The organism is Lacticaseibacillus yichunensis (genome assembly GCF_003946405.1).
Classification (GTDB): Bacteria; Bacillota; Bacilli; order Lactobacillales; family Lactobacillaceae; genus Lacticaseibacillus; species Lacticaseibacillus yichunensis.
Genome location: NZ_RHOG01000029.1, coordinates 14747 through 37913, shown reverse-complemented (window position 1 = coordinate 37913; position 23167 = coordinate 14747). Strand labels below are relative to the sequence as shown.

The 23167-nt window shown below is 56.2% G+C and carries 17 protein-coding genes; 9 read left to right on the top strand and 8 right to left on the bottom strand.

Annotated features, from left to right (window positions below; translation table 11 throughout):
* Positions 1-152: 152 nt before the first annotated feature.
* From EKM95_RS09080 to EKM95_RS09055, 6 genes are all read right to left on the bottom strand, one after another.
* Positions 153-692 carry a GNAT family N-acetyltransferase gene (locus EKM95_RS09080; protein WP_125697687.1) on the bottom strand — a complete coding sequence of 180 codons (540 nt, stop codon included), beginning with the start codon at positions 690-692 and terminating at the stop codon, positions 153-155.
* Between the two features lie 52 nt (positions 693-744).
* The gene (locus EKM95_RS09075) at positions 745-1488 is read right to left on the bottom strand and encodes an alpha/beta hydrolase (protein ID WP_125697685.1); all 744 of its coding nucleotides are present in this window, start codon (positions 1486-1488) and stop codon (positions 745-747) included.
* Positions 1489-1521: 33 nt separating this feature from the next.
* The gene (locus EKM95_RS09070) at positions 1522-2055 is read right to left on the bottom strand and encodes a GNAT family N-acetyltransferase (protein ID WP_125697683.1); all 534 of its coding nucleotides are present in this window, start codon (positions 2053-2055) and stop codon (positions 1522-1524) included.
* Positions 2052-3479: a glycoside hydrolase family 1 protein gene (locus EKM95_RS09065; RefSeq protein ID WP_125697681.1), complete on the bottom strand. Its 1428-nt coding sequence runs from the start codon at positions 3477-3479 to the stop codon at positions 2052-2054. Before EKM95_RS09065 ends, EKM95_RS09070 begins: the two co-directional genes overlap by 4 nt.
* 113 nt (positions 3480-3592) lie before the next feature.
* Entirely contained in the window at positions 3593-4231 is a 639-nt protein-coding gene (locus tag EKM95_RS09060) for a potassium channel family protein (protein ID WP_125697680.1), read from the bottom strand.
* Positions 4232-4242: 11 nt separating this feature from the next.
* Complete coding sequence (locus EKM95_RS09055) at positions 4243-5628, bottom strand: TrkH family potassium uptake protein (protein WP_125697678.1); 1386 nt, start codon at positions 5626-5628, stop codon at positions 4243-4245.
* A 192-nt stretch (positions 5629-5820) separates the two neighbouring features.
* Between EKM95_RS09055 and EKM95_RS09050 the strand changes: the two genes are divergently transcribed.
* From EKM95_RS09050 to EKM95_RS09015, 8 genes are all read left to right on the top strand, one after another.
* Positions 5821-8526, top strand: a complete 2706-nt coding sequence (locus EKM95_RS09050) for an HAD-IC family P-type ATPase (RefSeq protein WP_125697676.1) — start codon at positions 5821-5823, stop codon at positions 8524-8526.
* Positions 8527-8962: 436 nt separating this feature from the next.
* The gene (locus EKM95_RS09045) at positions 8963-9481 is read left to right on the top strand and encodes a transcription repressor NadR (RefSeq protein ID WP_125697691.1); all 519 of its coding nucleotides are present in this window, start codon (positions 8963-8965) and stop codon (positions 9479-9481) included.
* 81 nt (positions 9482-9562) lie between these two features.
* Entirely contained in the window at positions 9563-10774 is a 1212-nt protein-coding gene (locus tag EKM95_RS09040; protein ID WP_125697674.1) for an MFS transporter, read from the top strand.
* Between the two features lie 858 nt (positions 10775-11632).
* Positions 11633-13639: a DHH family phosphoesterase gene (locus EKM95_RS09035; protein WP_125697672.1), complete on the top strand. Its 2007-nt coding sequence runs from the start codon at positions 11633-11635 to the stop codon at positions 13637-13639.
* Positions 13640-13664: 25 nt separating this feature from the next.
* Entirely contained in the window at positions 13665-14120 is a 456-nt protein-coding gene (gene rplI / locus EKM95_RS09030) for a 50S ribosomal protein L9 (RefSeq protein ID WP_125697670.1), read from the top strand.
* Between the two features lie 149 nt (positions 14121-14269).
* The gene (gene dnaB, locus EKM95_RS09025; RefSeq protein WP_125697668.1) at positions 14270-15655 is read left to right on the top strand and encodes a replicative DNA helicase; all 1386 of its coding nucleotides are present in this window, start codon (positions 14270-14272) and stop codon (positions 15653-15655) included.
* Positions 15656-15841: 186 nt separating this feature from the next.
* Positions 15842-17002, top strand: coding sequence for a hypothetical protein (locus EKM95_RS09020; RefSeq protein ID WP_125697689.1), 1161 nt, complete (start codon positions 15842-15844; stop codon positions 17000-17002).
* Between the two features lie 172 nt (positions 17003-17174).
* A complete protein-coding gene (locus EKM95_RS09015) occupies positions 17175-18467 on the top strand; it encodes an adenylosuccinate synthase (RefSeq protein WP_125697666.1) in 1293 nt (430 codons plus the stop codon).
* Positions 18468-18521: 54 nt separating this feature from the next.
* Here EKM95_RS09015 and EKM95_RS09010 read toward each other — a convergent pair whose 3' ends face one another.
* Positions 18522-20312: an ABC transporter ATP-binding protein gene (locus tag EKM95_RS09010; RefSeq protein ID WP_125697664.1), complete on the bottom strand. Its 1791-nt coding sequence runs from the start codon at positions 20310-20312 to the stop codon at positions 18522-18524.
* Positions 20299-22059 (bottom strand): ABC transporter ATP-binding protein, encoded by a 1761-nt coding sequence (locus EKM95_RS09005; RefSeq protein ID WP_125697662.1) that lies wholly within the window; start codon positions 22057-22059, stop codon positions 20299-20301. The genes EKM95_RS09010 and EKM95_RS09005 overlap by 14 nt, the downstream gene beginning before the upstream one ends.
* A 205-nt stretch (positions 22060-22264) precedes the next feature.
* On the opposite strand from EKM95_RS09005, the gene EKM95_RS09000 reads away from it, so the two are divergent.
* Positions 22265-23098, top strand: coding sequence for a helix-turn-helix transcriptional regulator (locus EKM95_RS09000; protein ID WP_164510156.1), 834 nt, complete (start codon positions 22265-22267; stop codon positions 23096-23098).
* Positions 23099-23167 lie beyond the last annotated feature (69 nt).

Sequence of the window (23167 nt, the reverse complement as noted above, 5' to 3'; positions counted from 1 at the left end):
GCTTAAAGCATAGCACCGGGGAAGACCAGGTGCCTTTTTTGTTATTCAAAAAAGGTCCAAAACTTCCGGCGTTGTCACAATCAACACCAAAAATTTTAGACCCATAAAAATGGCACTGGCCGCCGCTGACGACCAATGCCTATTTTTATTGCTTAAAATTCCGACTTGAGGAGGGACCAGACGTGGCCGTCATGCACCCCGTCTGCCAGCAGTTCATTTGCTCGCAGCGTGCCATCCAGGTGAAACCCGGCATGTTGGGCGACGGCATTGCTGGCCTGGTTGTCGACCGCCGCCTCAATGGTGATCTTGTTGAGATCGTACTCATCAAAACCCAACCGACAAAGGCCGCGGACGGCTTGGGTCATGACGCCCTGGCCGCGGAATTGGCGCCCAAGCCAATAACCGATATCGGCGCTTTGGCTCAGCTCGTGAAAGCCATTGAAACTGATCATACCAGCCGGGGCGTCGTTCAGCCAGATCACCGTGTTAAGCGACGTCCCCTGGGCAAAATGGGTGAGCACCGTTTGGAGAAAGGCGGTCTCATCTTGCGGTGCACGTAAGGCGTCGACCCATGGCAACCAGCGGCCCAGCACGTCGCGATCCGCATCGATCAAAGCGAATAAGATGGGGGCGTCCATCAGTGGTCGGGGTAAAGCCAACTTCAATTGATCGTTGATCGGATATGAGAACAAAACAAGACCTCCGCTCCTTCAAAAACCATCTCACTCAATCAAAAACAACGTCTCATAACTCATGCGTAAACGTGTCGAGTGATCGATCCCAGAACCGCCATTCATGGTCGCCTTTGCTGAAGGAGCCGGTGATCTCAAGACCAAGCTGGCGGCCGCGTGAGACAAAGTTCTGACTCATCGGCAACAGGCCATCACCCGTCCCGCAAAAGACATGAATCATTAAGTCTTGTCCCTGCGCATTTTCGAGCAAAGACAGCGGATTCAAGTCTCCAGTTAGACGAGCGGTGTCGCCATACAAGAACGGGAATTCGTGTTGTTGTTCTGCGGAAACGTGATCGGCGCGCAGGCTGGTGTCGAGGACCCCCGACAGCAGGCCCACGTGGCTGTAGCGCTCTGGATGGGTGAGGGCGATGCGGGCCGCCCCGTAGCCGCCCATGGAGATTCCGGCAATATGATTGAGCGCCTTCTCATTGGAGAGCCCAAGCAATAGGTGCAGGTAGTGCGGCAATTCCTCGCTGACGAGGGTGAAGTAATTTTGCCCATGAATATCATCGAGGTAAAAACTACGCCCAGCACTTGGCATCACAACGACCAGCCCCGTTTCCTGGGTGTAAAGTTCCAGCTTGGACAGGCGCAGCGGGGCGCTGCCGTCATCTGATAAGCCGTGCAACATCCAGAGCACCGGCGTTTTGCTGAGTGCTTTGCCGGCGATACGAATCTCATCGGGCACGATGATGTTGACCAAGGTACTCATTTGCAGTGCGGATGAATAATAATCGAGTTGCATCAAAGCCATGTCGATTCCTCCTTTAGTTTCACGTGAAACTTGTTACAGGCCAAACGCCGGATCGTAATGCAGTTCACCATGAACGTTTGCCAGGCCGCCTTGGCGAATCTCCTTGATCATGAAGTTCGCCGTGGGCACGTCAAACGGCGCGGTGATGCCGTAGTCGGCGGCAGGGCCAAAGCCAAAACGACCGTAATAAGCGGGGTCACCCAAAACGGAAATTGCGCGGCGCTCATCTTCGCCAGCCTGCATTTGAAGATAGCTGATCAAGGCCGCCCCGACCCCTTCGCTTTGATGGGCAGGGGCAACGGCCAGCGGGGCCAGGACGAACACCGGCCGTGGCGTGCCAGTATCCGCTACCACCTGGGCCTGACTCAGCAAGGCGTGGCCTAACAGCGTCCCATCTTCGGCGGTCGCCACGACATCGTAATCGGGATGATAGGTCGGGCTTTGACGCAGCGCAGCGACAAGCGCGGCTTCGTTGCCGTCTGCATGCGCGGCGGTCAAAAATGCGGCGGTGATCAACGCCAGGCTGGCCGGTTTTTGAGTATCGGTGATGGGACTGATCTTGATCATGACTGGGCCTCCTCAAATAAACACTCACCATTGGTCTCGATGATATGTTGATAGGTGTCAAAACTATCTTTTTTGCTTCGCGCCAAGGTGCCGTTTCCGGTATCGTCCTTGTCGACGTAAATAAAGCCATAACGCTTGGACATTTGGCCGTCGCCAGCGGACACGATGTCGATCGGGCCCCACCAGGTGTAGCCGATCACGTTGCAGCCATCCTTGATCGCCTCGCCCAACGCCTGAAGATGTTTGATCAGATAATCACTGCGCGCGGGATCGTGGATGCGGCCATCCGGGGCCACGGTATCCTTCATGCCCAGTCCATTTTCAACGACCATCATGGGGCAGCTGTAGCGGTCTTGGACCAAATTGCACATCCAGCGCAGGCCAAGCGGGTCGATCTGCCAGCCCCAGTCAGTGGCTTCCAGATATGGATTGGGCGCGCCCTTGACGCCGCCTGTATCGCCATACAGCCCCATGCCGGCTTTGTAGGTCGAGGAGCGGTAATAACTGAAGCCGAGAAATTCGGAGGTGTTTTCGGCGATCAGAGCCAGCTCGTCGTCGGTCACATCTAAGGTCACGTGATGATCGCGCAGGATGCGGGCGACAAAGGCGGGGTAATGGCCCTTGAGCTGCACGTCAGCGGACACCCAGGTGCGCCGCTGCATCTGCATCGCGCCGAAGACATTGGCCGGTGCGCAGGTGGCAGGGTAGACCGCGGCCTGGCTGAGTGACAACATGATGCCCATGTGCGCGTGCGGCATGAGCGTCTTGGCGAGCTGGACAGCCTTGGCGTTGGCGACGTACATGTTATGTTCCGCCTGGAAGGTCTGTCGCACGCGTTCGTCCGGATCATCGGCTAGGTCGATCGCGGCGGCCGCATACCAGATCGTATGAGTGTTGTTCATTTCGTTGAACGTCATCCAGTAAGGCACGACATGGCCATAGCGGGTGAAAATCGTGCGACAAAACTTTTCATACAGCGGAATCAGTTTCTTGCTGGTCCAACCCCCATATTTGTCGTGGAGCGCCAGCGGGGTCTCATAATGTGAGATCGTGACGATCGGGGTCATGCCCAGCTCATGCATTTTCGCAAAGAGCCGGTCGTAATAGGCCAGGCCCGCTTCGTTGGGGGTGTCTTCTTCGCCGGTTGGATAGATGCGGCTCCAGGCGATCGAGGTCCGAAAACAGTTGAACCCCATGCCGGCCATGAGCGTCAGATCTGTCTGATAGCGGTGGTAAAAATCGATTGCTTCGTGATTTGGATAGTAATGTCCAGACACCACGGCCTTGTCGTGCTCACTTTTGCCGATGCCATGGGTGGTCACATCGGCGATCGACGGGCCCTTGCCGTCTGTTTGCCAGGCGCCTTCTGCCTGGTTTGCGGCGATCGCACCGCCCCAGAGAAAATCTGTTGGAAAAACTGTCATCATTGTCGCTTCTTTCTATCGATGGTCTCGCGCTTATTGTACGCCGCTGGGGATAGGGGCAACAGTTTGGATGCAAAAAAGGACCCGCTGAACAGCGAGTCGCCAATTGCATTTCATTCTGTTTCGCTCGCGGCCAAGGTGATCAAAATATCGCTGGCCTGCAGCGGCTGAGCGACGTCGACCGGCACTTGGACTGCGCCGTTGCGCACCACCGCCAGTACATTCAGTCCGGCGCGGTTGCGAAGGTCCGCCTCGATGATATTTTTCCCGACCCAAGCTTCATCGGGGTGCTGCTCGGAGATCGTAACGCCGGCGCGGTCCAGGACATCAAGGACGTTTGGATCCACTAACTGCTGGGCGACCTTGGCTCCCATTTCGACTTCAGGCAGGACCACTTGATCGGCGCCGACCCGGCGGAGAATCGCGGCTTGCCGAGGCGCCAAGGCCTTGACGACCACATGCGGCGCGCCGAGTTCCTTGGCGATCATCGTGGCCATCACGCTGCTTTCGAATTCTTCGCCCATGGCAAAAACCACAACGTCGAATTGGGCGATATCCAGTTTTTTCAGCAAGGCCTCATCGCTGGCATCGCCGGTCACGCAGCGGTCCACTTGATCGACGACCGTGTTGACGCGCGCCATTTCGCGGTCAACGGCCAAGATCTCGACATCCGCCTGGGCGAGATGCGACACCAGGCTAGTGCCAAAGCGGCCAAGGCCAAAGACGGCAAAACTATGCGGCATATTTTTCATATGAGACACTCCTAACCTAGAATCAGATCTTCTTCGGGATAATCGAGTTGCGCGGAGAGGCTGGTCTGGCGGGTGGCCAAGGCGACCGCCAATGTCAGGGGCGACAGGCGCCCAATGAACATGCACAGGGCAATGATGCCTTTGCCCGCGGCGGATAGATACGGCGTCATGCCGGTTGTGAGGCCCACTGTCCCAGCGGCACTGGTCGTTTCAAACAAGAGGTCCAAGGCTTTGGGGTGAAACGCGTTGCCAGCCTCGGTGAAGTGCAGGGCAAGTGTTGCGCAGACCACGATCGCCATCATGGTACAAGTGATCGCAAGCGCCTTGTTCAACGTGGCTTGGGGAATGCGCCGGCCAAAAAGCACCAGTCCATTTTGGCCGCGCATCGCCGCCCAGGCACTGCCGATCAGCAAGGCGACGCTGATGGTCTTGATCCCGCCTGCGGTACCAGCCGGGGAGCCGCCGATAAACATGAAGGCCGAAGCGGCGAGCTTGCTGAGGTCGCCCAGCTGGTCTTGGGCGGTGGTGGCAAACCCGGCTGTTCGCAGCGTCACGGATTCAAAGGCACTCGCCAGCCATTTTTGCGGTGCGGACAGGCCTGCGAGGCTCGGGCGATTCCACTCTAGCACTGCAAAGAGCACGGCGCCGCCAATAAGTAGGATGCCGCTTGAAAGCAGGACCAATTTTGCCTGAAGCGACAGACGCCGCAGCGCACGTTTGCGCGGCTTGCGGGTCGTGAGAAAATGGCTGAGTTCATGCAGGACCGTGAAGCCGAGCCCGCCAAGTACGATCAGACACATGATCGTCCAGTTGAGCAGCGGATCGGTGCGGAAGACCTCCAGGCTGTTGAGGCCGACGATATCAAAGCCGGCGTTGCAAAAGGCGGAGACCGCGTGGAAAATGCCGTACCACAGCGCCTCGCCGACGTCATAGCCGCGGTCGGCTTGCAGGAAGCCCGCGGTCATGAACAGGGCGCCGATGCCTTCGATGGCGGCGGTGTACTTCATCACGGACAGGGTCAGTTTGCCCATGCCGGCGAGGTCGTTTTGCGCAAACATGGCCTGCACGACCAGGCGCTGGCGCAGGCCGATGCGACGCCGAAATAAGGTGACCGCGCCGGTGACCACGGTGATGAAGCCGATGCCGCCGAACTGAATCAAAAGCAGAATCACCAGCTGGCCAAAAAGCGTCCAGTGTTGCATCGTGTTGACCACCACCAGCCCTGTAACGCAGCCGGCCGACACCGCGGTGAAAAGCGCATCAAGAAAGCCGATGCTGCGGCCATTTTGGCTGGCCACCGGCAGGGTGAGGAGCAGGGCGCCCACCAGAATCATCAAGGCAAAGCTGAGCAGTATCGCCTGAGCGGCACTCAGGTGAAAACGTTGGCTGCGGGACATAGGCCGCCTTCTTTCGGTCAGATCGTTAACTCAACCATACCCAAACCGGCTTGAAAGCGCAACCGCATCGGGAAAGGGTGCGGCGCGGGGCGCGCAAGACTGGTTGCGTGCGACGCGGGGTTACTATAAAATTAGTTATGTTCAACCCTATGGCGAGAGCCAAATTCATATTGACAAAAAGGATGATGATTTATGGACGATCCCGGTGAACATAGGTCGCTGACCCATGTAGATGTCCCGACGATCCAACAGGAATTGCACGTGCCCGATCTAGAAGCAGGATTGAGCAGCGAGGACGCAAAAAAGCGCTTGGCAATAAATGGGCCAAACGCGTTGGAGTCGCACGTCACACCTAAATGGGTCACTTTTATCCGCCAGTTCAACAACCTGATCATTTATATTTTGATTGGGGCGGCCATTATGACCAGCATTATGGGGCTCATGACGGATACGATCATTATTGCGTTGGTCATCGTGATCAACGCGTTTATCGGTTATTTTCAAGAGGTCAACGCCAGCAATGCGCTGGAGAAGATCAAACAGATGCTGGCGCACACCGCCACGGTTTATCGCGATGGCCAGCGCGTCGATGTCGACACGGCGGATCTTGTGACGGGGGATGTTGTTTTCCTCGAAGCAGGAGACAATGTGCCGGCCGATCTGCGGCTGTTTGATGTCGATAACCTGACCATGATGGAATCGGCGCTGACTGGCGAATCGAACTCGGTCGAAAAACAGATCGAGCCGCTGGTAGGCGATGTGCCGCTGGCCGAACAGTCGAACATGGCATTTGCCTCGACGGCTGTCGCGTCAGGTTCCGGCATGGGCATCGTGGTGGCGACCGGGATCCACACCGAACTTGGGAAGATCTCCCAAGCCGTGGCGGATGTCCGCAAAGGCCGTTCCCCATTAATGAAGGAACTCGATGGCATCGGCAAAGGGATCTCTATTGGGATTCTCGTGTTTGCCGTTGCACTCTTTATTTTCGGGTTATTCACCGGCCGCTACACCGTTGGCACCCTGGCCCTGGCCGTGGTGACGATGATCGTCGGCTCGCTTCCTGAAGGGCTTCCGGCGACGACTTCGGTGGTTCTGGCGATGGGCATGCAGAACATGGCCAAGCACAACAACACCATCGTCAAAACACTGCCTGGCGCCGAGACCTTGGGCTCCGTTGACGTCATTGCCACTGATAAAACAGGGACGCTGACGAAAAACGAAATGACGATGACCGACGTGATCACGCCGGCGCATCATTATGCAGTCACTGGCACCGGCTATGCGCCGACCGGCCAGTTTATGCTGGATGGGGCGGCGGTCTCGCCAGCGGATCAGGCGGATCTGCAGGAGCTGCTGATCGCAGGCTTCCAGGCAAACGACACCACCTTGGCCGAGGTCGACGGGGTGTATGAGATCAACGGGGAGCCGACTGATGGCGCCTTTATGACCGCCTATCAAAAGGGGTTTGACGCCGACCCTGCCGGCGAAGAGCTCGACTTTTTGCCATTTGATTCGGATTATCGCTACATGGCGAAGCTGGTCGAATTGCCGGATGGCACGCGCAAGATCTACCTGAAGGGCTCTCCCGATAAGGTCTTCCCGATGGCGAAAAACGCGGATCCGCATTTTGACGAAGAGACCTACCTGGCGCTGACGTCGAAATTGTCTCGCGGTGGCCAGCGTGTCATCGCGGTGGCGGAAAAAGTTGTCGGCCCCGAGGTGAATGAGATCACCTTGCCGCTTTGCGAAGAAGGGATGCAGTTCCTGGGCATTGCCGCGTTGATCGATCCGCCGCGCGATGAGGTGATCGCCTCGATCAAGCAGATGCATAAGGCCGGCGTGCGCGTTGTCATGATCACCGGGGACCACCCGGAAACAGCCAGCGCGATCGCCGCCACCTTGGGCATCGCCAAGCGCCCGCGCGTCGTCACAGGAACCGAACTGGCCCAAATGGACGACGCCGCGCGTTTTCAGGCGATGACCACTGCGGATGTGTTCGCGCGCACGACGCCGGCCGATAAGCTGGCGATCGTGACCGCCTTGCAAGAAGCCGGCAACGTCACCGCGATGGTCGGCGACGGGGTCAATGACGCCCCGGCGCTGAAAAAAGCGGATGTCGGCGTTGCCATGGGTGTGTCCGGGACTGATGTGGCAAAGGATGCCGCCGATATTATTTTGACGGATGACAAGTTCACCACGATGGAAAAAGCGATCGCCCAAGGCCGGCGCATTTATGACAACTTGAAAAAGAGTGTGTTGTTCCTGCTACCGACCAGTTTTGCCGAAGGGTTGATCATCGCCTTTACCGTGCTCACGCAGGATGCCATGCCGCTGAATGCCCCGCAGATGCTGTGGATCAACATGGTCTCGGCGATCACCATTCAGTTTGCGTTTATCTTCGAGCCCGCGGAACCGGGCATCATGGAACGGCCGCCGCGCTCGAACACGGCCGGCATGATGAACAAGCACGATATTTTCCAACTCATTTATGTGTCGGTGCTGATCTCTGGCCTGGGCCTGATCGCCCATGACTATCTGCTCAGCCGCGGCATCGTGGATGCGGCCACCGCCTCGACGATGATGGTCAACATCGTCATTCTCGGGAAGATCTTCTACCTGTTCAACATTCGCACCAAGGCCCCGGCGTTTTCCAAGCAGCTCTTCACCAACCCGATGGCCTATGCGATCATCGGCCTCATGATGGTGTTGCAGCTGATTTTGACCTACGTGCCGTTCATGCAAAATGTGATGGGCACTTCCGGCATGTCCCTGCGCGAATGGGGCATCGCGATTGCAATCGGCTTTATTGTCTTGGTCGTCACCGAGATCGATAAGCTGATCCGCCTCGCCTATGCCAAAGAAGCGGCGAAACCGCATTTTAAGGCGGAAAAGGATTAGGGTGCGAAGCGCGGCGTTTAGGTCTGTGCAGCTAGTGCGGCCCGGGCGTTTGATGGCGCACTTAGCCATCAGGCGACCGGGACGACTAGATGTCTCAGACCTGCCACGCGGCGCCCAACTGGAATAGGGTGCGGAGGTGCGCGGGACGGCGGGTCAGCTAACTTGGCTCGGAGCGCTTGAGGCGTTCTTTGCCTCGAGTGCCCGAGACAGTTAGATGTACCCGCTGTGCGCACCGAAGCCCAACTGGAATAGGGTGCGAAGCGCGCGGGACGGCGGGTCACCGGATCCGTCTCCAAAAGCCACATTTCATTCCCACCAAAAAAGACCTGAGTCAGAAATTTTGACCCGGGTCTTTTTGCGGCCGTTGTCTTGACAGCCGGCGCGCGGTACACTGAAAGAACACAATGTCGTAAGTAGAAAAGGAGCTGGTTTTATGTTGACGAATGCAGAGCGGCGCGCCCAGATTCAGGCTGCCTTGAGTGAAGCAACGGAGGCGATCTCGGCGACGACTTTTGCCAAGCGATTTGGCGTCAGTCGGCAGACGGTGGTCGGGGATATCGCCTTGATGCGTGCACACGGCGATCAAGTCATCGCAACGCCCCAGGGCTATCAGTACCAGCGAACCGCTAGCGGGGAACAGCAGGCGGTGATCGTGTGCCGCCACACCCCGGCCCAGACGGAAGACGAGATGTCGCTGATCGTGGCGACGGGCGCTGCGCTGCTAGATGTCGCGGTGGATCATCCGGTGTATGGTGAGCTGCGCGGCCAGCTGCAGATCCGCACCCAGACCGATATCACGCTGTTCATGGCCCATCTACGTCAACATCCGGCTAAGCTGTTATCTGAGCTGACAGGCGGGGTGCATTTGCACACGATCGCCTACAGCACCCCGGCTCAGTTGACCGCGGTCAAAACAGCCCTAAGAAATGCGGGTTATTTATACGAAGAGGGTTGACAAGACACCTTATTTCCCGGAAAATAGAGCCAATTCGGAGGATGTCTTGACACCCTCTTTTTTCTTGGAGGAGATTGGCTCATGGAAGAATCAAAAACGGCGCCTTCGCTGTGGCAACATGCGCGTTTGATCACTGGTGTTGGGGTGGCGTGGCTCTTTGACGCCATGGATGTGGGGATGTTGTCCTTTATTTTGGCCGCGGTCGCGCCTGAATGGCATCTGACGGCGACGCAAAGTGGCTTGATTGGCAGTATCTCCTCGCTGGGGATGGCACTCGGCGCCGTCCTTTTTGGGATGATGGCGGATCGGATCGGGCGCAAAGCTGTGCTGATCATCACCCTGTTGGTCTTTTCAATGGGGTCGGCCCTGTCGGCGTTGGCAAATGGTTATGTGATGTTCATGGCGCTGCGGTTCATCATCGGGGCTGGCCTCGGCGGTGAATTGCCGGTTGCCTCGACGCTCGTGTCGGAAAGCGTGGCGCCACAACATCGCGGCCGCAGCGTGGTCCTGCTTGAAAGCTTTTGGGCGGTGGGCTGGCTGCTTGCCGCGCTGGTCTCCTATTTTGTCATTCCGCATTGGGGCTGGCGTGTGAGTGTCCTGATCACCGGATGCACGGCGCTTTATGCCTTGTATTTCCGCGGCGGCATCAACGAATCGCCGGTCTTTGAAGCGGAAAAACCGCAGCGTCGCAGCTTTTTCAGTGCGTTACGCGCGCTATGGCAACCGCAATTACGGCGAGCGACAGCCATGCTCTGGATCGTCTGGTTCATGGTCGTCTTTTCCTATTATGGGATGTTCTTGTGGCTGCCGAGTGTGATGGTGCTGCGCGGCTATGACTTGATCCATAGTTTTGGCTACACCTTGCTGATGACCTTGGCCCAACTGCCTGGCTATTTTGTCGCCGCTTGGCTGATCGAAAAATGGGGCCGCAAGCCGGTCCTCATCGTCTTTTTGACCGGTACCGAATTGTCGGCGCTTGCGTTTGGCGCCGCAGCCAACCTGGCGATGCTCTTGACGGCTGGGGCGTTGCTTTCGTTCTTCAACTTGGGGGCATGGGGTGCCTTGTACGCGTATTCGCCGGAACAATATCCAGACAGCATTCGCAGCAGTGGCTCCGGCATGGCGGCTGGGGTCGGTCGGCTGGGCGGCATCGTTGGCCCGCTGGCAACGGGCGCGATGGTGGCCAGCGGGGTCTCATTCACCGCGATCTTTGGGCTGTTCACGGCGGCTGTCCTGATCGGTGCGGCGGCGGTCGCGTGGCTGGGCCGCGAGACCTTGGTCAAGGCGCGCTGAGGGTGGCTACGTCTCTATCAAGCGCCGCCTGACCTTGAGGCATCGCCGATAATCGGAAGCCACGAAAAAAGGCCTGAGCAAAAATTCGCTCAGGCCTTTTCGAATCGCGCTGATTGGTACTTGGCCGCGTCGATCCGTCGCCAAGTTATTCCATTGCACAGCAAACAGGCCGAAGTCTCCTCCGACCTGCCAAATTTTAGGTTGGATCCCTTTCCCTCTTCATTTTCGAGATTCCTCCCGTCGGTGTTCGGGGAACTTATTCAGTTAGAAATACGGGTGGTACATTTTCCGGTGCCTTTCAGCACTGGGTCCGTTTCTCCCTTTGGGTCACCCAACATCGTACAGGTGACCGTCATTGCGTCGCTCGGGGTGGGTCGCGGGTTGTCTCCCGCCGGACTGACCGACGCTGGGAGAAAACTCGTGGCCAGCTCCTCCACGCCTCTCAGTGTCGAAATCAGTATAACGCGCGTAAGCGGATACATCAACGGTTTAGATGGTGATTTTTCGGTTCAATATTCGTAAAAATAGTTTTGAGATTCGATCGAGTGTGTTGACGATCTTGGCTGATTTGTTCATTATTTTAGCGCTAATGAACATTCTGGCCGATTCTGACCATTAGTCAATTTTGATAAACATTACTAACAATTATATTTTGTCATTTAAAAACAAAATTATCATGGCGACAGGTGGACTTTTTGGCCTTGGCAGTCGTGATTGCTGCCCGTCGATTCATTTGGGCTGACCGGGGACATTCCGCGCACCCTGGTTTGAAATTCGGACAAAGGGCAGGGCTTGGCCAAGTATGGTAGAATTACTTAAGATTCCCTAAATTGAGACTCAGCGAAAGTGAGCGTTATGATGAAAAAACTATTTGCGCGCATCAAGCTGCCAGCATTTTTGGAAGATGAACGGCTGCTGATCGTCTCAGCCGTCATGCTGGTCTTGGCCGCGCTTGACGTGATCGTCGCCTTTTTTATTCGCCCGCTGGTGGCGGTCTTGCTCTTACTCTTTCTGATCGGGTTGGTCGCGGCCGTCTTTTACGCCTTGGCGACCATCACCGCGAATACCAATAAATACATCTCGGATCTGTCGTACCGCATCAAGCGAGGGGAACAAGAGGCCCTGATCAAGATGCCGGTCGGAATCTTGATCTACGACGACCGGCTGAACATTGAATGGGCCAATCCCTATCTGCAGCAATATTTCGGCGACCAGGATTTCCTTGGCCAACCGCTTTCGGTGGTTGACCCAGCGCTGGCCGAACTCGTCGCCGGCAAGCAGGAGTCCAATGAGCGGCAGAAGATCCACTGGGGCGATCATGAATTCGAGATGATCATTCAAAAAAGCATCGGCGTCGTCTATTTAATGGATATTACCCGCTATGCGCAGATCGAAGCCCAGGCGGCCGAGGAGCGTGTGGCGATCGGCCAGATCTTTTTGGATAATTACGACGAGTTGACCCAGACTATGGAGGATCAAGCGCGTTCAACGCTCAACAGCTATGTCACCAACCAGCTGACCGACTGGGCGAATAACTTCGGGATGTTCGTCAAACGCATCGGTGATGACCGCTTTTTGCTGATCGCATATGTCCGCGCCTTGAAAAAGGTGGAGAAGGATAAATTCCACATTCTCGATGTGATTCGCGAGGAGACATCTAAGCAGAACTTCCCGCTGACCCTGTCCGTGGGTATCGCTTATGGCGAGGCCGACTTGGGCCAACTGGCGCTGACGTCGCAGTCCAACTTGGACCTCGCGCTTGGTCGCGGCGGCGACCAGGTCGTTGTGCGGGCGAAAAATGAACAGGCGCGCTTTTACGGCGGCAAGACCAACCCGATGGAAAAACGGACCCGCGTGCGGGCCAGAATGATCTCGGGCGCCCTGCAGGAGCTGTTTAAACAGACCGACAAGATCTTCGTCACCGGTCACCAGCGGCCCGACATGGATTCAGTCGGGGCGGCGCTCGGGATTCGGCGCATCGCGCAAATGAATGGCAAAGAATGTTACGTGGTGATCGAGCCGGATCAATTGCATTCAGATGTCCAGCGCCTGATGCAGCTGATCGGCAAAGATCCCGACACGGCCAATGCCATCATTACCCCGGAAGCCGCGCTGGCGCAGGCCACCGGGCAGAGCCTCTTCGTGATGGTCGATCACAGTAAGCCAACCATCACCGGCGCGCCGGCCCTTTATGACCGCCTCGCCGCCCGCACCGTCATCATCGATCACCATCGCCGCGGCGAGGAGTTCCCGGATAATCCGATGCTCGTCTACATTGAGCCGTATGCGAGCTCGACTTGCGAGCTGATCGCCGAGATGTTTGAGTACCAGCCGACCAATGTGGCAGGGCTCAATAAGCTGGAGGCGACGGCGATGCTGGCCGGGATCACTGTGGACACCCATAATTTTTCCCTGCGAACCGGGACACGGACTTTCGATGCGGCCAGCTACCTGCGCTCAAATGGCGCGGATTCGCTGCTGACGCAAAATCTATTGAAGGAAAATGTCGACGCGTACATTCAAAAGAATCACTTGATCGACAGCGTTGAAATGATCACGGCGAATATGGCATTATGTACAGGAGAAGAGACCAAGTCTTATGATCCGGTGATTGCGGCGCAGGCGGCCGACACCTTGCTGTCGCTCAATGGCATCGAGGCCAGCTTCGTGGTGACGCGGCGGCCGGATAATCGCATTGGCGTCTCCGCGCGCTCGCTGGGCGACATCAACGTCCAAGTGATCATGGAAAGGCTCGGCGGCGGCGGCCATTTGAGCAATGCCGCCACCCAGATCGAAGGCAAGACCGTGACGCAGGTGACGACGATGCTGCGCGAGGCGATCGCCGAAGAGCAGGCGGAGAATTAAGTCGAAAGGAAAAGGTGCAAGCATCATGAAAGTGATTTTTACCCAAGATGTTCGAGGAAAAGGCAAGCGCGGCGAGGTCAAAGAGGTCCCAGATGGCTACGCGCAGAATTTTTTGATCAAAAATGGGAAGGCGAAAGCCGCGACCTCGCAGGCCATGAGCGCGCTTCAAGGCCAGCAGAAGCTTGAGGCCAAAAAGGAAGCCGCCGCCAAAGCGGAAGCCGTTGCCGTCAAGACGCGGCTCGAGGACGACAACACGGTGGTGCAGATTCAGTCCAAGGCCGGCGAAGACGCGCGACTGTTTGGCTCGATTCCGTCAAAACAGATCGCCACGGCGCTGGAAAAGCAATACGAGATCAAGGTCGACAAGCGCAAGATCAATCTGCCAGAGCCGATTCGGGCGCTGGGCTACCGCAATGTGCCGGTGGACCTGTACCCAGGCGTGACGGCCACGATTCGCGTGCACATCACCCAGCAAAAATAATTGCCTGATCCAAAGCCGCCATTTTTGCCCGTTATTTCCCGGGTGATAAGCGGCTTTTTTATTTTCCAGCGACAAGTTCGGCGGCTTTAGTTTGTCCAGGTTTTACTCTATACTGGTTAGGACACAGCAAACGGTGAGGAGCGACAAAGATGGACGATCAACCGATTCAACGGCAAATGCCACAAAGTCTAGAAGCGGAGCAGGCCGTGCTCGGCGGTATTTTTTTGGACCCCGCGACCCTGGTCGATGCAGCTGAATTGATTCAGCCCGAAGACTTCTATAAGCGCGCCCACCAACTGATTTTTGCGGCGATGGCCGCGCTGTCTGAGGAAGGCTCGGCCATCGATGTGGTCACGCTGCAGGACTGCCTCGAGGCCCGCAACCAGCTGACTGATATTGGCGGGGTGCCTTATTTACTTGAGCTGGCTGACGCCACGCCGACTGCGGCCCATGTGCAGTATTATGCGCAGATCATTGCGGATAAGGCGCAGTTGCGGCGCCTGATTCAGACAGCTGAAAAGATCATCCGCCAGAGCTATGACGACCAAAGCGACGTGGCCGGGCTGGTGGAAAATGCTGAAAATCAAATGATGCAGGTGGCCGATGTTGGGACCCGGGGCGGCTTTCGCTCGATCAAGGACGTTCTCAACTCCGCGGTCGCCGAGATCGACAAACTGTATCAAAACAAGCAGGAGATCACGGGACTGCCAACCGGTTTTCACGAGCTTGATAAGCTGACGACTGGGTTGCACGAAGATGAACTGGTGATCTTGGCGGCGCGTCCTGCAGTCGGGAAAACGGCCTTTGCGCTGAACATCGCGCAAAATGTCGGCACCAAAACAGAGAAAACTGTCGCGCTTTTCAGCCTGGAAATGGGCGCGGAGTCTCTGGTCAACCGCATGCTTTGCGCAGAAGGCAGCATCGACGCCAACCACCTGCGCACCGGCCAACTGTCGCAAGATGAATGGTCGCATTTGGTGATCGCCATGGGGTCTTTGAGCCAGGCGAGCATCTACATCGATGACACCCCCGGCGTGCGCATGGCCCAGATTCGCTCGCAATGCCTGCGCCTGGCCAAGGAGCATGACCTCGGCCTGGTGATCATTGACTACCTGCAGCTGATCGAAGGCTCCGGGCAGGAGAACCGTCAGCAGGAGGTCTCCGCGATCTCGCGGCAGTTGAAGAAGCTGGCCAAGGAACTGCATGTGCCGGTGATCGCCCTGTCCCAGCTTTCCCGTGGCGTCGAACAGCGGCAGGACAAGCGCCCTGTGCTGTCGGACATTCGTGAATCTGGGTCCATCGAGCAGGATGCGGACATCGTGGCCTTTTTGTATCGCGATGATTATTACCGCGACGAAGAAGGCGACGATAGCGCAGGCAAGCCGCATGAAGACGATGAGCAAAATGTCGGGCCGGTCGAAGTGATCGTTGAAAAAAACCGGTCCGGTGCGCGCGGCACGGTGAAGCTCTTATTCGTCAAATCCTACAACAAATTCAGTTCCATGGCGCCTGATGCCCAGGCGCCGACCCATTAACGGAAGTGGGACAAATGTCGTTTTTGGGTCCGACAGGTAAGTGTTCCAAGCGCCTGGTCCGAACTTAGGACCAGGTGATTGGAGCCTTAGCTGCTCGGACCCGGACATTTGGCCCACGACACTGCTGTAGCATTGCGTGCGCTTTAATGGAACACGCAACACGTCTATTTTTGGGAGGTGATCGCGATCGACGCGATCTTGATGAGTTTGATGGCGGCACTCAACGAAAAGCTGCTGATCAATGTCTACCAGCGAGATACCGACGATTTTTACACGGGCTATGTCCAGGCGCTCGGCAGTAACGCGGTGATCTTGTCGACTTATAATGATGCTGGCATTAGCGATGGCGCCGTTTTGCTGACGTTTAACGCGATCGAGCAGGTCGAATTTGCCGGCGCGGATCTCGACGACATGGACTTTCGCATTGACCTGGCGGAAAAGGCGCATTTCCTCACCCTTGAGGAGCCGGCGACGCTCAAGTTCGATCCGACCCAGGACCTGCTGCAGCAATTGGCACAGCAGGCCCAGGCCAGCCAACAAGTTGTGATGGTGATCTTGGCCGATGACGATTCGTTTCTGGAAGGCCAGATCACCAGCGTGTTTGAGGATCGCTTCACGCTGTCTGTTTTCAATAAATATAACTACACCGATGTGCGCGTGATGCAGATCGACTGCTCCGACGTGCTGGTCGTGGAGTTTGCCGGCCTGGACCTGTTTCTTGAGACCCAGCTGGTGGCGCAGCGCGCGCACCTGGTTCATCAAAAATCGATGCTGCACCTTAACAACGGTCAGCTGACGCCGATCTTAGCTGATGCCGAAAAAAGTGGCGCGATGCTGGCCGCGATTCCGCGGGATAATGAGGACCAGTTTTATATCGGCACAGTCAAGGCACTCAATCACGGGGTGGTCGTGCTCTCGTTGCTGGACATGGCGGCGCAGTTTGGCGGCTATGTGGCGCTGCGCATCGCCGCGCTTCAGAGCCTGACCACCGCCTCGGATTACCTGCAGACCATCGCCTTTTACCGGCAGTGGGATATGGCGCATGATTTTACCCAGCAACCGGTCCTGAATGCGGATCGTGATTTTGACAACACCGCCGAGCTGATTCCCAGTTTGGTGAGCGAGGCTGCGGCCTTTCAGCGGGTGATCCGGGTACGGGCCGCCACTGAAGAGGACCATCTGATGGGCGTTCCCCAGGAGGTCTCGGCAACCGGCTTTGTGATGCGCCTGACCGATGGCGGAGAACCGGAAAACGTGCCGGTGGCGTTTGATGACGTTTTGGAACTCGCTTTTGGCCATATTTTCGCCTATATCGCCGAGGAGACGTTACATCAGGATGGCCGTTGATATTCGTGAATAACCGATGCATGAAAAACCCGAACAATTTTTGTTCGGGTTTTTGCGTTTATCAAAACATAAATCCGCTCATCATTCGGAAATAGCCTTGCGAGAACTGTCCCGGATTGGTAGAATATCTTCTGGCGGCTTGGCCGACCAAATATGTTAGGAGCGACAAAATATGGGCACAGTAGTGATCGTCGGAACGCAGTGGGGCGACGAAGGCAAAGGGAAGATCACGGATTTTCTCAGCGAAGGCGCACGCATCATCAGCCGTTATCAAGGCGGGGACAACGCCGGCCACACGATTCACAACAACGGCCAAGTCTACAAACTTCGGCTGATTCCCTCAGGTATCTTGTATCCGCACCAGCTGTCAGTGATCGGCAACGGCGTGGTCGTCAATCCGAAGAGCTTGGTCGAAGAGCTCGCTTATTTGGCAGAAAAGGGCGTTGATCCTAGCAACTTGCGCATCTCAGACCGCGCGCATGTGATCTTGCCTTATCACATCGCCCTCGACAAGCTTCAGGAAGCGGCAAAGGGCGCCAATAAGATCGGCACCACCAATCGCGGCATCGGCCCGGCCTATATGGATAAGGCGTCGCGTGTCGGCATTCGCATCGCAGATCTCTTGGATAAGGAGATCTTTGCGGAGCGGCTGCGTCAGAATCTCGCTGAAAAGAATAAGGAATTCACGAAACTGTATGGCGCTGAGCCCATGGCCTTCGACGATATTTTTGAGGAATATTATGGGTATGGCCAACAGATCAAAAAATATGTGTGTGACACCTCGGTCGTGCTGAACGACGCGATCGACCAGGGCGAAAATGTGCTCTTTGAAGGGGCGCAGGGCGTGATGCTCGATATCGACCAGGGCACCTACCCATTTGTCACCTCGTCTAACCCGGCCGGTGGGGTCACGATTGGCGCCGGCGTGGGGGCCAGCAAGATCGACCGCGTTGTCGGCGTCGCTAAGGCATACACCTCGCGTGTCGGCGACGGGCCATTTCCAACTGAGCAGCTCAACGCAGACGGCGATTTTATCCGGGAAGCGGGCCATGAATATGGCACCGTCACCGGCCGGCCCCGGCGCATCGGCTGGTTCGATGCGGTGGTCGTTCGCCATTCCCGGCGCGTGGCCGGGGTCACCGATCTGTGCCTCAATTCCGTCGATGTCCTGACTGGCTTGAAGACCGTCAAGATCTGCACGGCCTATGAGCGCAACGGCGAGACGATCTACCATTATCCGGCGTCGCTGAAGGAGCTGGCTGAGTGCAAGCCGGTCTATGAGGAAATGCCAGGCTGGGACGAGGACATCACCCAGGCGAAAACACTGGCCGACCTGCCTGTGAATGCGCGGCATTACATCGAGCGTATCGCTGAATTGATCAATGTCGACCTGCTGACGTTCTCAGTTGGGCCGGATCGCGATCAGACCAACATCCTGGCGAATATTTGGGACAAATTCAACTGATTTTTCCGAATCAAAAAGCCGACTCACAAATGAGCCGGTTTTTTTGATTCTCGCTTAAAGTGATTGCAGCATGCGGTATTGGGCCTCATACAATGAGAAGTACTCGCCGCGTTTTTTCATCAATTCCTGATGACTGCCGCGTTCGACGATCTCACCGTGATTGACCACCATGATCTGGTCCGCGTTTTGAATGGTCGACAGGCGGTGGGCGATGATGAAGCTCGTCCGGCCTTCCAGCAGGCGGTTCAGCCCAGCCTGGAGCAGCAGTTCGGTCTGTGTGTCGATTGCTGCAGTCGCCTCATCGAGAATGAGAATCTTCGGGTCGGCGAGCAGTGTCCGGGCAAACGCGATCAGTTGACGTTGGCCGGCTGACAGGGTCGACCCACGCTCTTGCACCTCGGTGTGATACTCCTGCGGCATGTCACGGATAAAGTCATCCGCGCGCACGACCTTCGCCGCCGCAATGACCTCTTCCTCTGTGGCGTCGAGCTTGCCGTAGCGGATGTTTTCGAGAATGGTGCCGGAGAAGATGAAGGTATCCTGCAGCATCACGCCCATTTGGCTGCGCAGCGACTTGAGTGTCACCCGGGAAATATCGACGCCATCGATGTCGACCTCGCCCTCTGTCACGTTATAGAACCGCGACAACAGGTTGATGACGGTGGATTTCCCCGCCCCGGTCGGCCCGACTAAGGCAACAGTCTCCCCAGGCGCGGCGTGGAAACTGACGTGTTTCAGAATCATCGGCGTGTCCTCTTCATATTTGAAGGAAACATCCTTGAATTCCACATCCCCATGAATCGGTGGCAAGTCGAAGCTATCTGGCAGGTCCTTGACCTCTGGCTCTTCATCCATCGTTTCAAAGATGCGCTCCAGATAGGCGGTGGCCGTGATCAGGGAGTTGTAGAAGTTCCCGATATCGATCACAGGGTTCCAGAAGTTGGCGACATAACCCATGAACGCGATCAGCGTCCCGGTGGTCACATCGACGCCGCCCCATTGTGTGATGCCGATGTAGTAGATCAGCGCCGTGGTCAGCGTGGAGATGTTTTGCACCCCAGGCCACAATGCCCATTGCACGCGAATCGCATGCATGAAGGAGCTGCGATACTCATTGGCCACATGATCGAAGGTCGCGCTGGCGTTATCCTCTTGGGCAAAACCCTGGGTGACCTTGATACCGGCGATACTTTCGTGGATGTAGGCATTCATGTTCGACTGCTTGTTGGACAGCTCACGATACGCCTTGCGTTGCTGAATCTGCACGATGCGCGTCCAGACCAGCAAAATCGGAATCAGCGCCAAGCTCCACAGCGCCAGCTTCCAGTTGATGCTGACCATGAAGATCAAGGTGACGACCAGCAGGATGATGTCGTTGATCAGGTTGATCAAGCCGTTGGACAAGAGATCTGAGAGCGTGTTGATGTAATTGACGACACGAATCAGAATCTTGCCATGCGGGCGTGAGTCAAAGTAGGAAAACGGGAGCTCCTGCAGATGGTCAAAGATATCGGAACGCATATCTTTGAGCATGTCCTGGCCGACTTCGGTGATCGTCCAGATGCGGTAGCGATAGCAGAAAAAGGTGATGATCAGCAAGGCAGCAAAGATGCCTGTCAATAGCCACAACAGCGAGAGATTTTTTTGCGGAATAGCTTGGTCGATGGCGACCTTCGTCAGATACGGGCCAAGGGTGCCAGCCAAACTGCCGAGAATCAAGGTCCCCAGCACCAAGGCGAGCTTGGTCAGATACGGCACAAGATAGCGGCCAAGGCGGCGGTAATAGCTCCAGTTAAAGGTCTCTTGCAGCTCTTCATCTTCATCGAATGTATTACGCTTCGCCATTTGACTCGCCTCCCTTCACACCTAACGCCCCGAGTTGTTTCTGATACGTATCGAAGTAATACCCATGCTTGGCGATCAACTCATCATGCGTCCCACGCTCGATGATGTCGCCGTGTTTCAGCACGATGATCTGATCGGCATGGCGCAGCGAACTGATGCGCGTGGCAATGATGAACGTCGTCTTCTTTTGCGTGATCGGCGACAGCTTCTTTTGAATCTCCGCCTCGGTCTCCATGTCCAGCGCCGAAGTCGTATCATCCAAGATCAAAATGGATGGATTCTTGACCAGCGCCCGGGTCAGCGAGATCCGCTGCTTTTGCCCGCCAGACAGGCCAACCCCACGCTCGCCGACCACGGTGTCATAGCCATCCGGCATTTCCGCGATGAACTGCGACGCATCGGCGACATCCGCCATGTGCTGAATCAGCTGCGGTTCGGCCTGCCGGTTCCCATAAGAGATATTGTCCTGAATCGTATCGGAAAATAGAAACAGGTCTTGCATGACGATCGTGATCTGATCGCGCAACTGCCGAACTGGCCAGTCCTTCGCGTTTTTCCCATCGATCAGGACCTCGCCTGATGTTGGGTCATAGAACCGGGCGATCAGGTTCATCAGCGTTGATTTCCCAGACCCAGTCTCGCCGAGGATGCCCATGGTCTCGCCGGGCTTGACGGTGAAGCTGATGTCATGCAGCACCGGCACTTCAGGCGCATCGGCATACTCGAAGTTGACATGGTCGAAGGTGACGTAACCTTGCAACTTTTGATAATGCTCGCTGTCTTGCACTGGAATGGACGACTTGGCCCCCAGCATCCGCCGAATTTTGATCGTTGAGGCGGAAAAGCGCTGGACGTCGTTGATCAGCCAGCCGCTCATCCGCATCGGCTGGTTCAGCATCCACAAAAAGCCGTTGAACGCGACCAGATCGCCAAGGGTCATGGCCCCTTTGATGACGAGGAAGCCGCCAAGAATGAGGACGATCACCGACAGCATCGACGCGAGAATGTCCAGTGGCGGCAGGTAGCGCCGAGAAACCCGGGCGGCATCCATGTTGCGGGCCTTATACGCGTCGTTGAGCTTATTGAACTTCTCGATTTCGTAAGGTTCGCGGGTAAACGCCTTGACAACGCGGTTCCCGGAAATATTTTCCTCGACCATTGAGTTGAGGTGCGCGAAGGCTTCACGAATCTGGAAGTATACCGGATGCGCCTCGTTGCTCATGTGCATGGTCAGAAAGCCGATGAACGGGGTCAGGGCGGCCAAGGCCAGCGTTAACGGCCAGTTGATGCTGCCCATGACCAAGATCGCGGTGACGAACCACAGCACACATTCGATCAGGTTGTAACTGTCCCAGGCCACAAAATTACGAATCGCGTCCATATCCCCGGTCATCCGAGCCATGATATCGCCGGTGGAGACATTGTTGAAGAACGTGAAGTCCAGCTTCTGCAGCTTTTCAAACAAGTCGTGGCGGATGTCCCACATCACGTTTTGCCCGACTTGCTCGAAGATGACCTGATAAATGTAGCGCACGATGGTCCGACCCAGCGTGACGCCAATCATGATCAGCAAAAACGGCACGAGTCGCTCCGTGTGCCCTTGGCCGATGACCTGGTCGATGATCCAACCGCCAATGAGAGGCGCGACCACGATCGCCGCGGCATTGACGAAAATAAGCAGGGTGGCAGGAATCAGCAATTTCATATTGCGCCGAATGTACTGCCAGACCCATTGAAAGGTACCCATCACTACACCTCCGAGGCTGGGCGGAACCGGCGCCCGATGCGTCGATCGCCCAGCCATTTGTTCATGTGGCTATTATGAGGGAACTAGCTGAGACATGAATGGACTATTTTGTCTGTTTCCTTGTGTTTTTATGCTAAAATCAATGCGAAAGCGGTTCATCAGCAGTCGAGCAGGGTTTTCGGCAGGTGCCGCAGGGAGTAGACCAATGATCGATCTAAAAAGTTTCTCGCCGGATGTGCTGTATGCCTTCGCATACATGAATGAAGGGGAAGATACTAGTAAATATCACGAACATGATTTTCCAGAATTATCGGTGATGTTAGAAGGGTTCTCAGATTACACGATCGAAGGCCACCAGATTCGGGTGCAACAAGGCCAGGCAGTGCTGTTGAACCCGCATGTGCATCACAACGAGCACCAACCGGCGGGTAGCCATAGTTATCAGCTGTATATCGGTTTTCGCCATGTCGTTTTGCCTGGGCTGACGCCGGACCATTTTCCGTTCAAAGATCCGGTGCTGCGCCTGGAAGACCAGCAGCCGCTGTTTTTCAACATTGCCCAACGCATCATCGGGGAGGTCAAACAGCGGTCGGCGTTTGGCCATGACCTCCTGCTGCAGGCCTATGTGACGGAGCTGGTCTGCATCTTGATGCGGGCGCTGCCTGACAATGCAGTCGCCGATGATCACCTCACGATCAGCGACAGTGAGACGAGCACCGAGCAGCAGGCGATGGTCTCAAGCGCCGCCTACTATCTGGACGCCCATTTTGCCGATGACCTAACGTTGGCGCGGGTCGCCGACTACCTGCACGTCTCGGAGGCCCATCTGTCGCGGACGTTCAAGCAACTCAAGGGTCAAAGTCCGATGACTTATCTGATGCAGGTTCGGCTCGCCCACGCCCAAAAGATTCTGGGGGAGACGGACTTGCCGATCAAAGATGTGGCGGCCAGCGTCGGCTACCATGATCCCTTTTATTTCAGTCGTTTATATAAGAAGGTATTCGGTTCTGCCCCGTCGTACGGGAAGGAACGCGCCTAACTGGAAGCACACTTACGGTGAGCGGTAAGCGTGCTTTTTTATTTGCTTATAAAATAACTTTATATAAAA

Coding starts and splice junctions, on each gene's coding strand:
- EKM95_RS09060 (WP_125697680.1), bottom strand. CDS start 4,231: ATGAAAAATATGCCGCATAGTTTTGCCGTCTTTGGCCTTGGCCGCTTT.
- dnaB (WP_125697668.1), top strand. CDS start 14,270: ATGGACGATCAACCGATTCAACGGCAAATGCCACAAAGTCTAGAAGCG.
- EKM95_RS09035 (WP_125697672.1), top strand. CDS start 11,633: ATGAAAAAACTATTTGCGCGCATCAAGCTGCCAGCATTTTTGGAAGAT.
- rplI (WP_125697670.1), top strand. CDS start 13,665: ATGAAAGTGATTTTTACCCAAGATGTTCGAGGAAAAGGCAAGCGCGGC.
- EKM95_RS09005 (WP_125697662.1), bottom strand. CDS start 22,059: ATGGGTACCTTTCAATGGGTCTGGCAGTACATTCGGCGCAATATGAAA.
- EKM95_RS09050 (WP_125697676.1), top strand. CDS start 5,821: ATGGACGATCCCGGTGAACATAGGTCGCTGACCCATGTAGATGTCCCG.
- EKM95_RS09075 (WP_125697685.1), bottom strand. CDS start 1,488: ATGGCTTTGATGCAACTCGATTATTATTCATCCGCACTGCAAATGAGT.
- EKM95_RS09010 (WP_125697664.1), bottom strand. CDS start 20,312: ATGGCGAAGCGTAATACATTCGATGAAGATGAAGAGCTGCAAGAGACC.
- EKM95_RS09015 (WP_125697666.1), top strand. CDS start 17,175: ATGGGCACAGTAGTGATCGTCGGAACGCAGTGGGGCGACGAAGGCAAA.
- EKM95_RS09070 (WP_125697683.1), bottom strand. CDS start 2,055: ATGATCAAGATCAGTCCCATCACCGATACTCAAAAACCGGCCAGCCTG.
- EKM95_RS09000 (WP_164510156.1), top strand. CDS start 22,265: ATGATCGATCTAAAAAGTTTCTCGCCGGATGTGCTGTATGCCTTCGCA.
- EKM95_RS09040 (WP_125697674.1), top strand. CDS start 9,563: ATGGAAGAATCAAAAACGGCGCCTTCGCTGTGGCAACATGCGCGTTTG.
- EKM95_RS09055 (WP_125697678.1), bottom strand. CDS start 5,628: ATGTCCCGCAGCCAACGTTTTCACCTGAGTGCCGCTCAGGCGATACTG.
- EKM95_RS09065 (WP_125697681.1), bottom strand. CDS start 3,479: ATGACAGTTTTTCCAACAGATTTTCTCTGGGGCGGTGCGATCGCCGCA.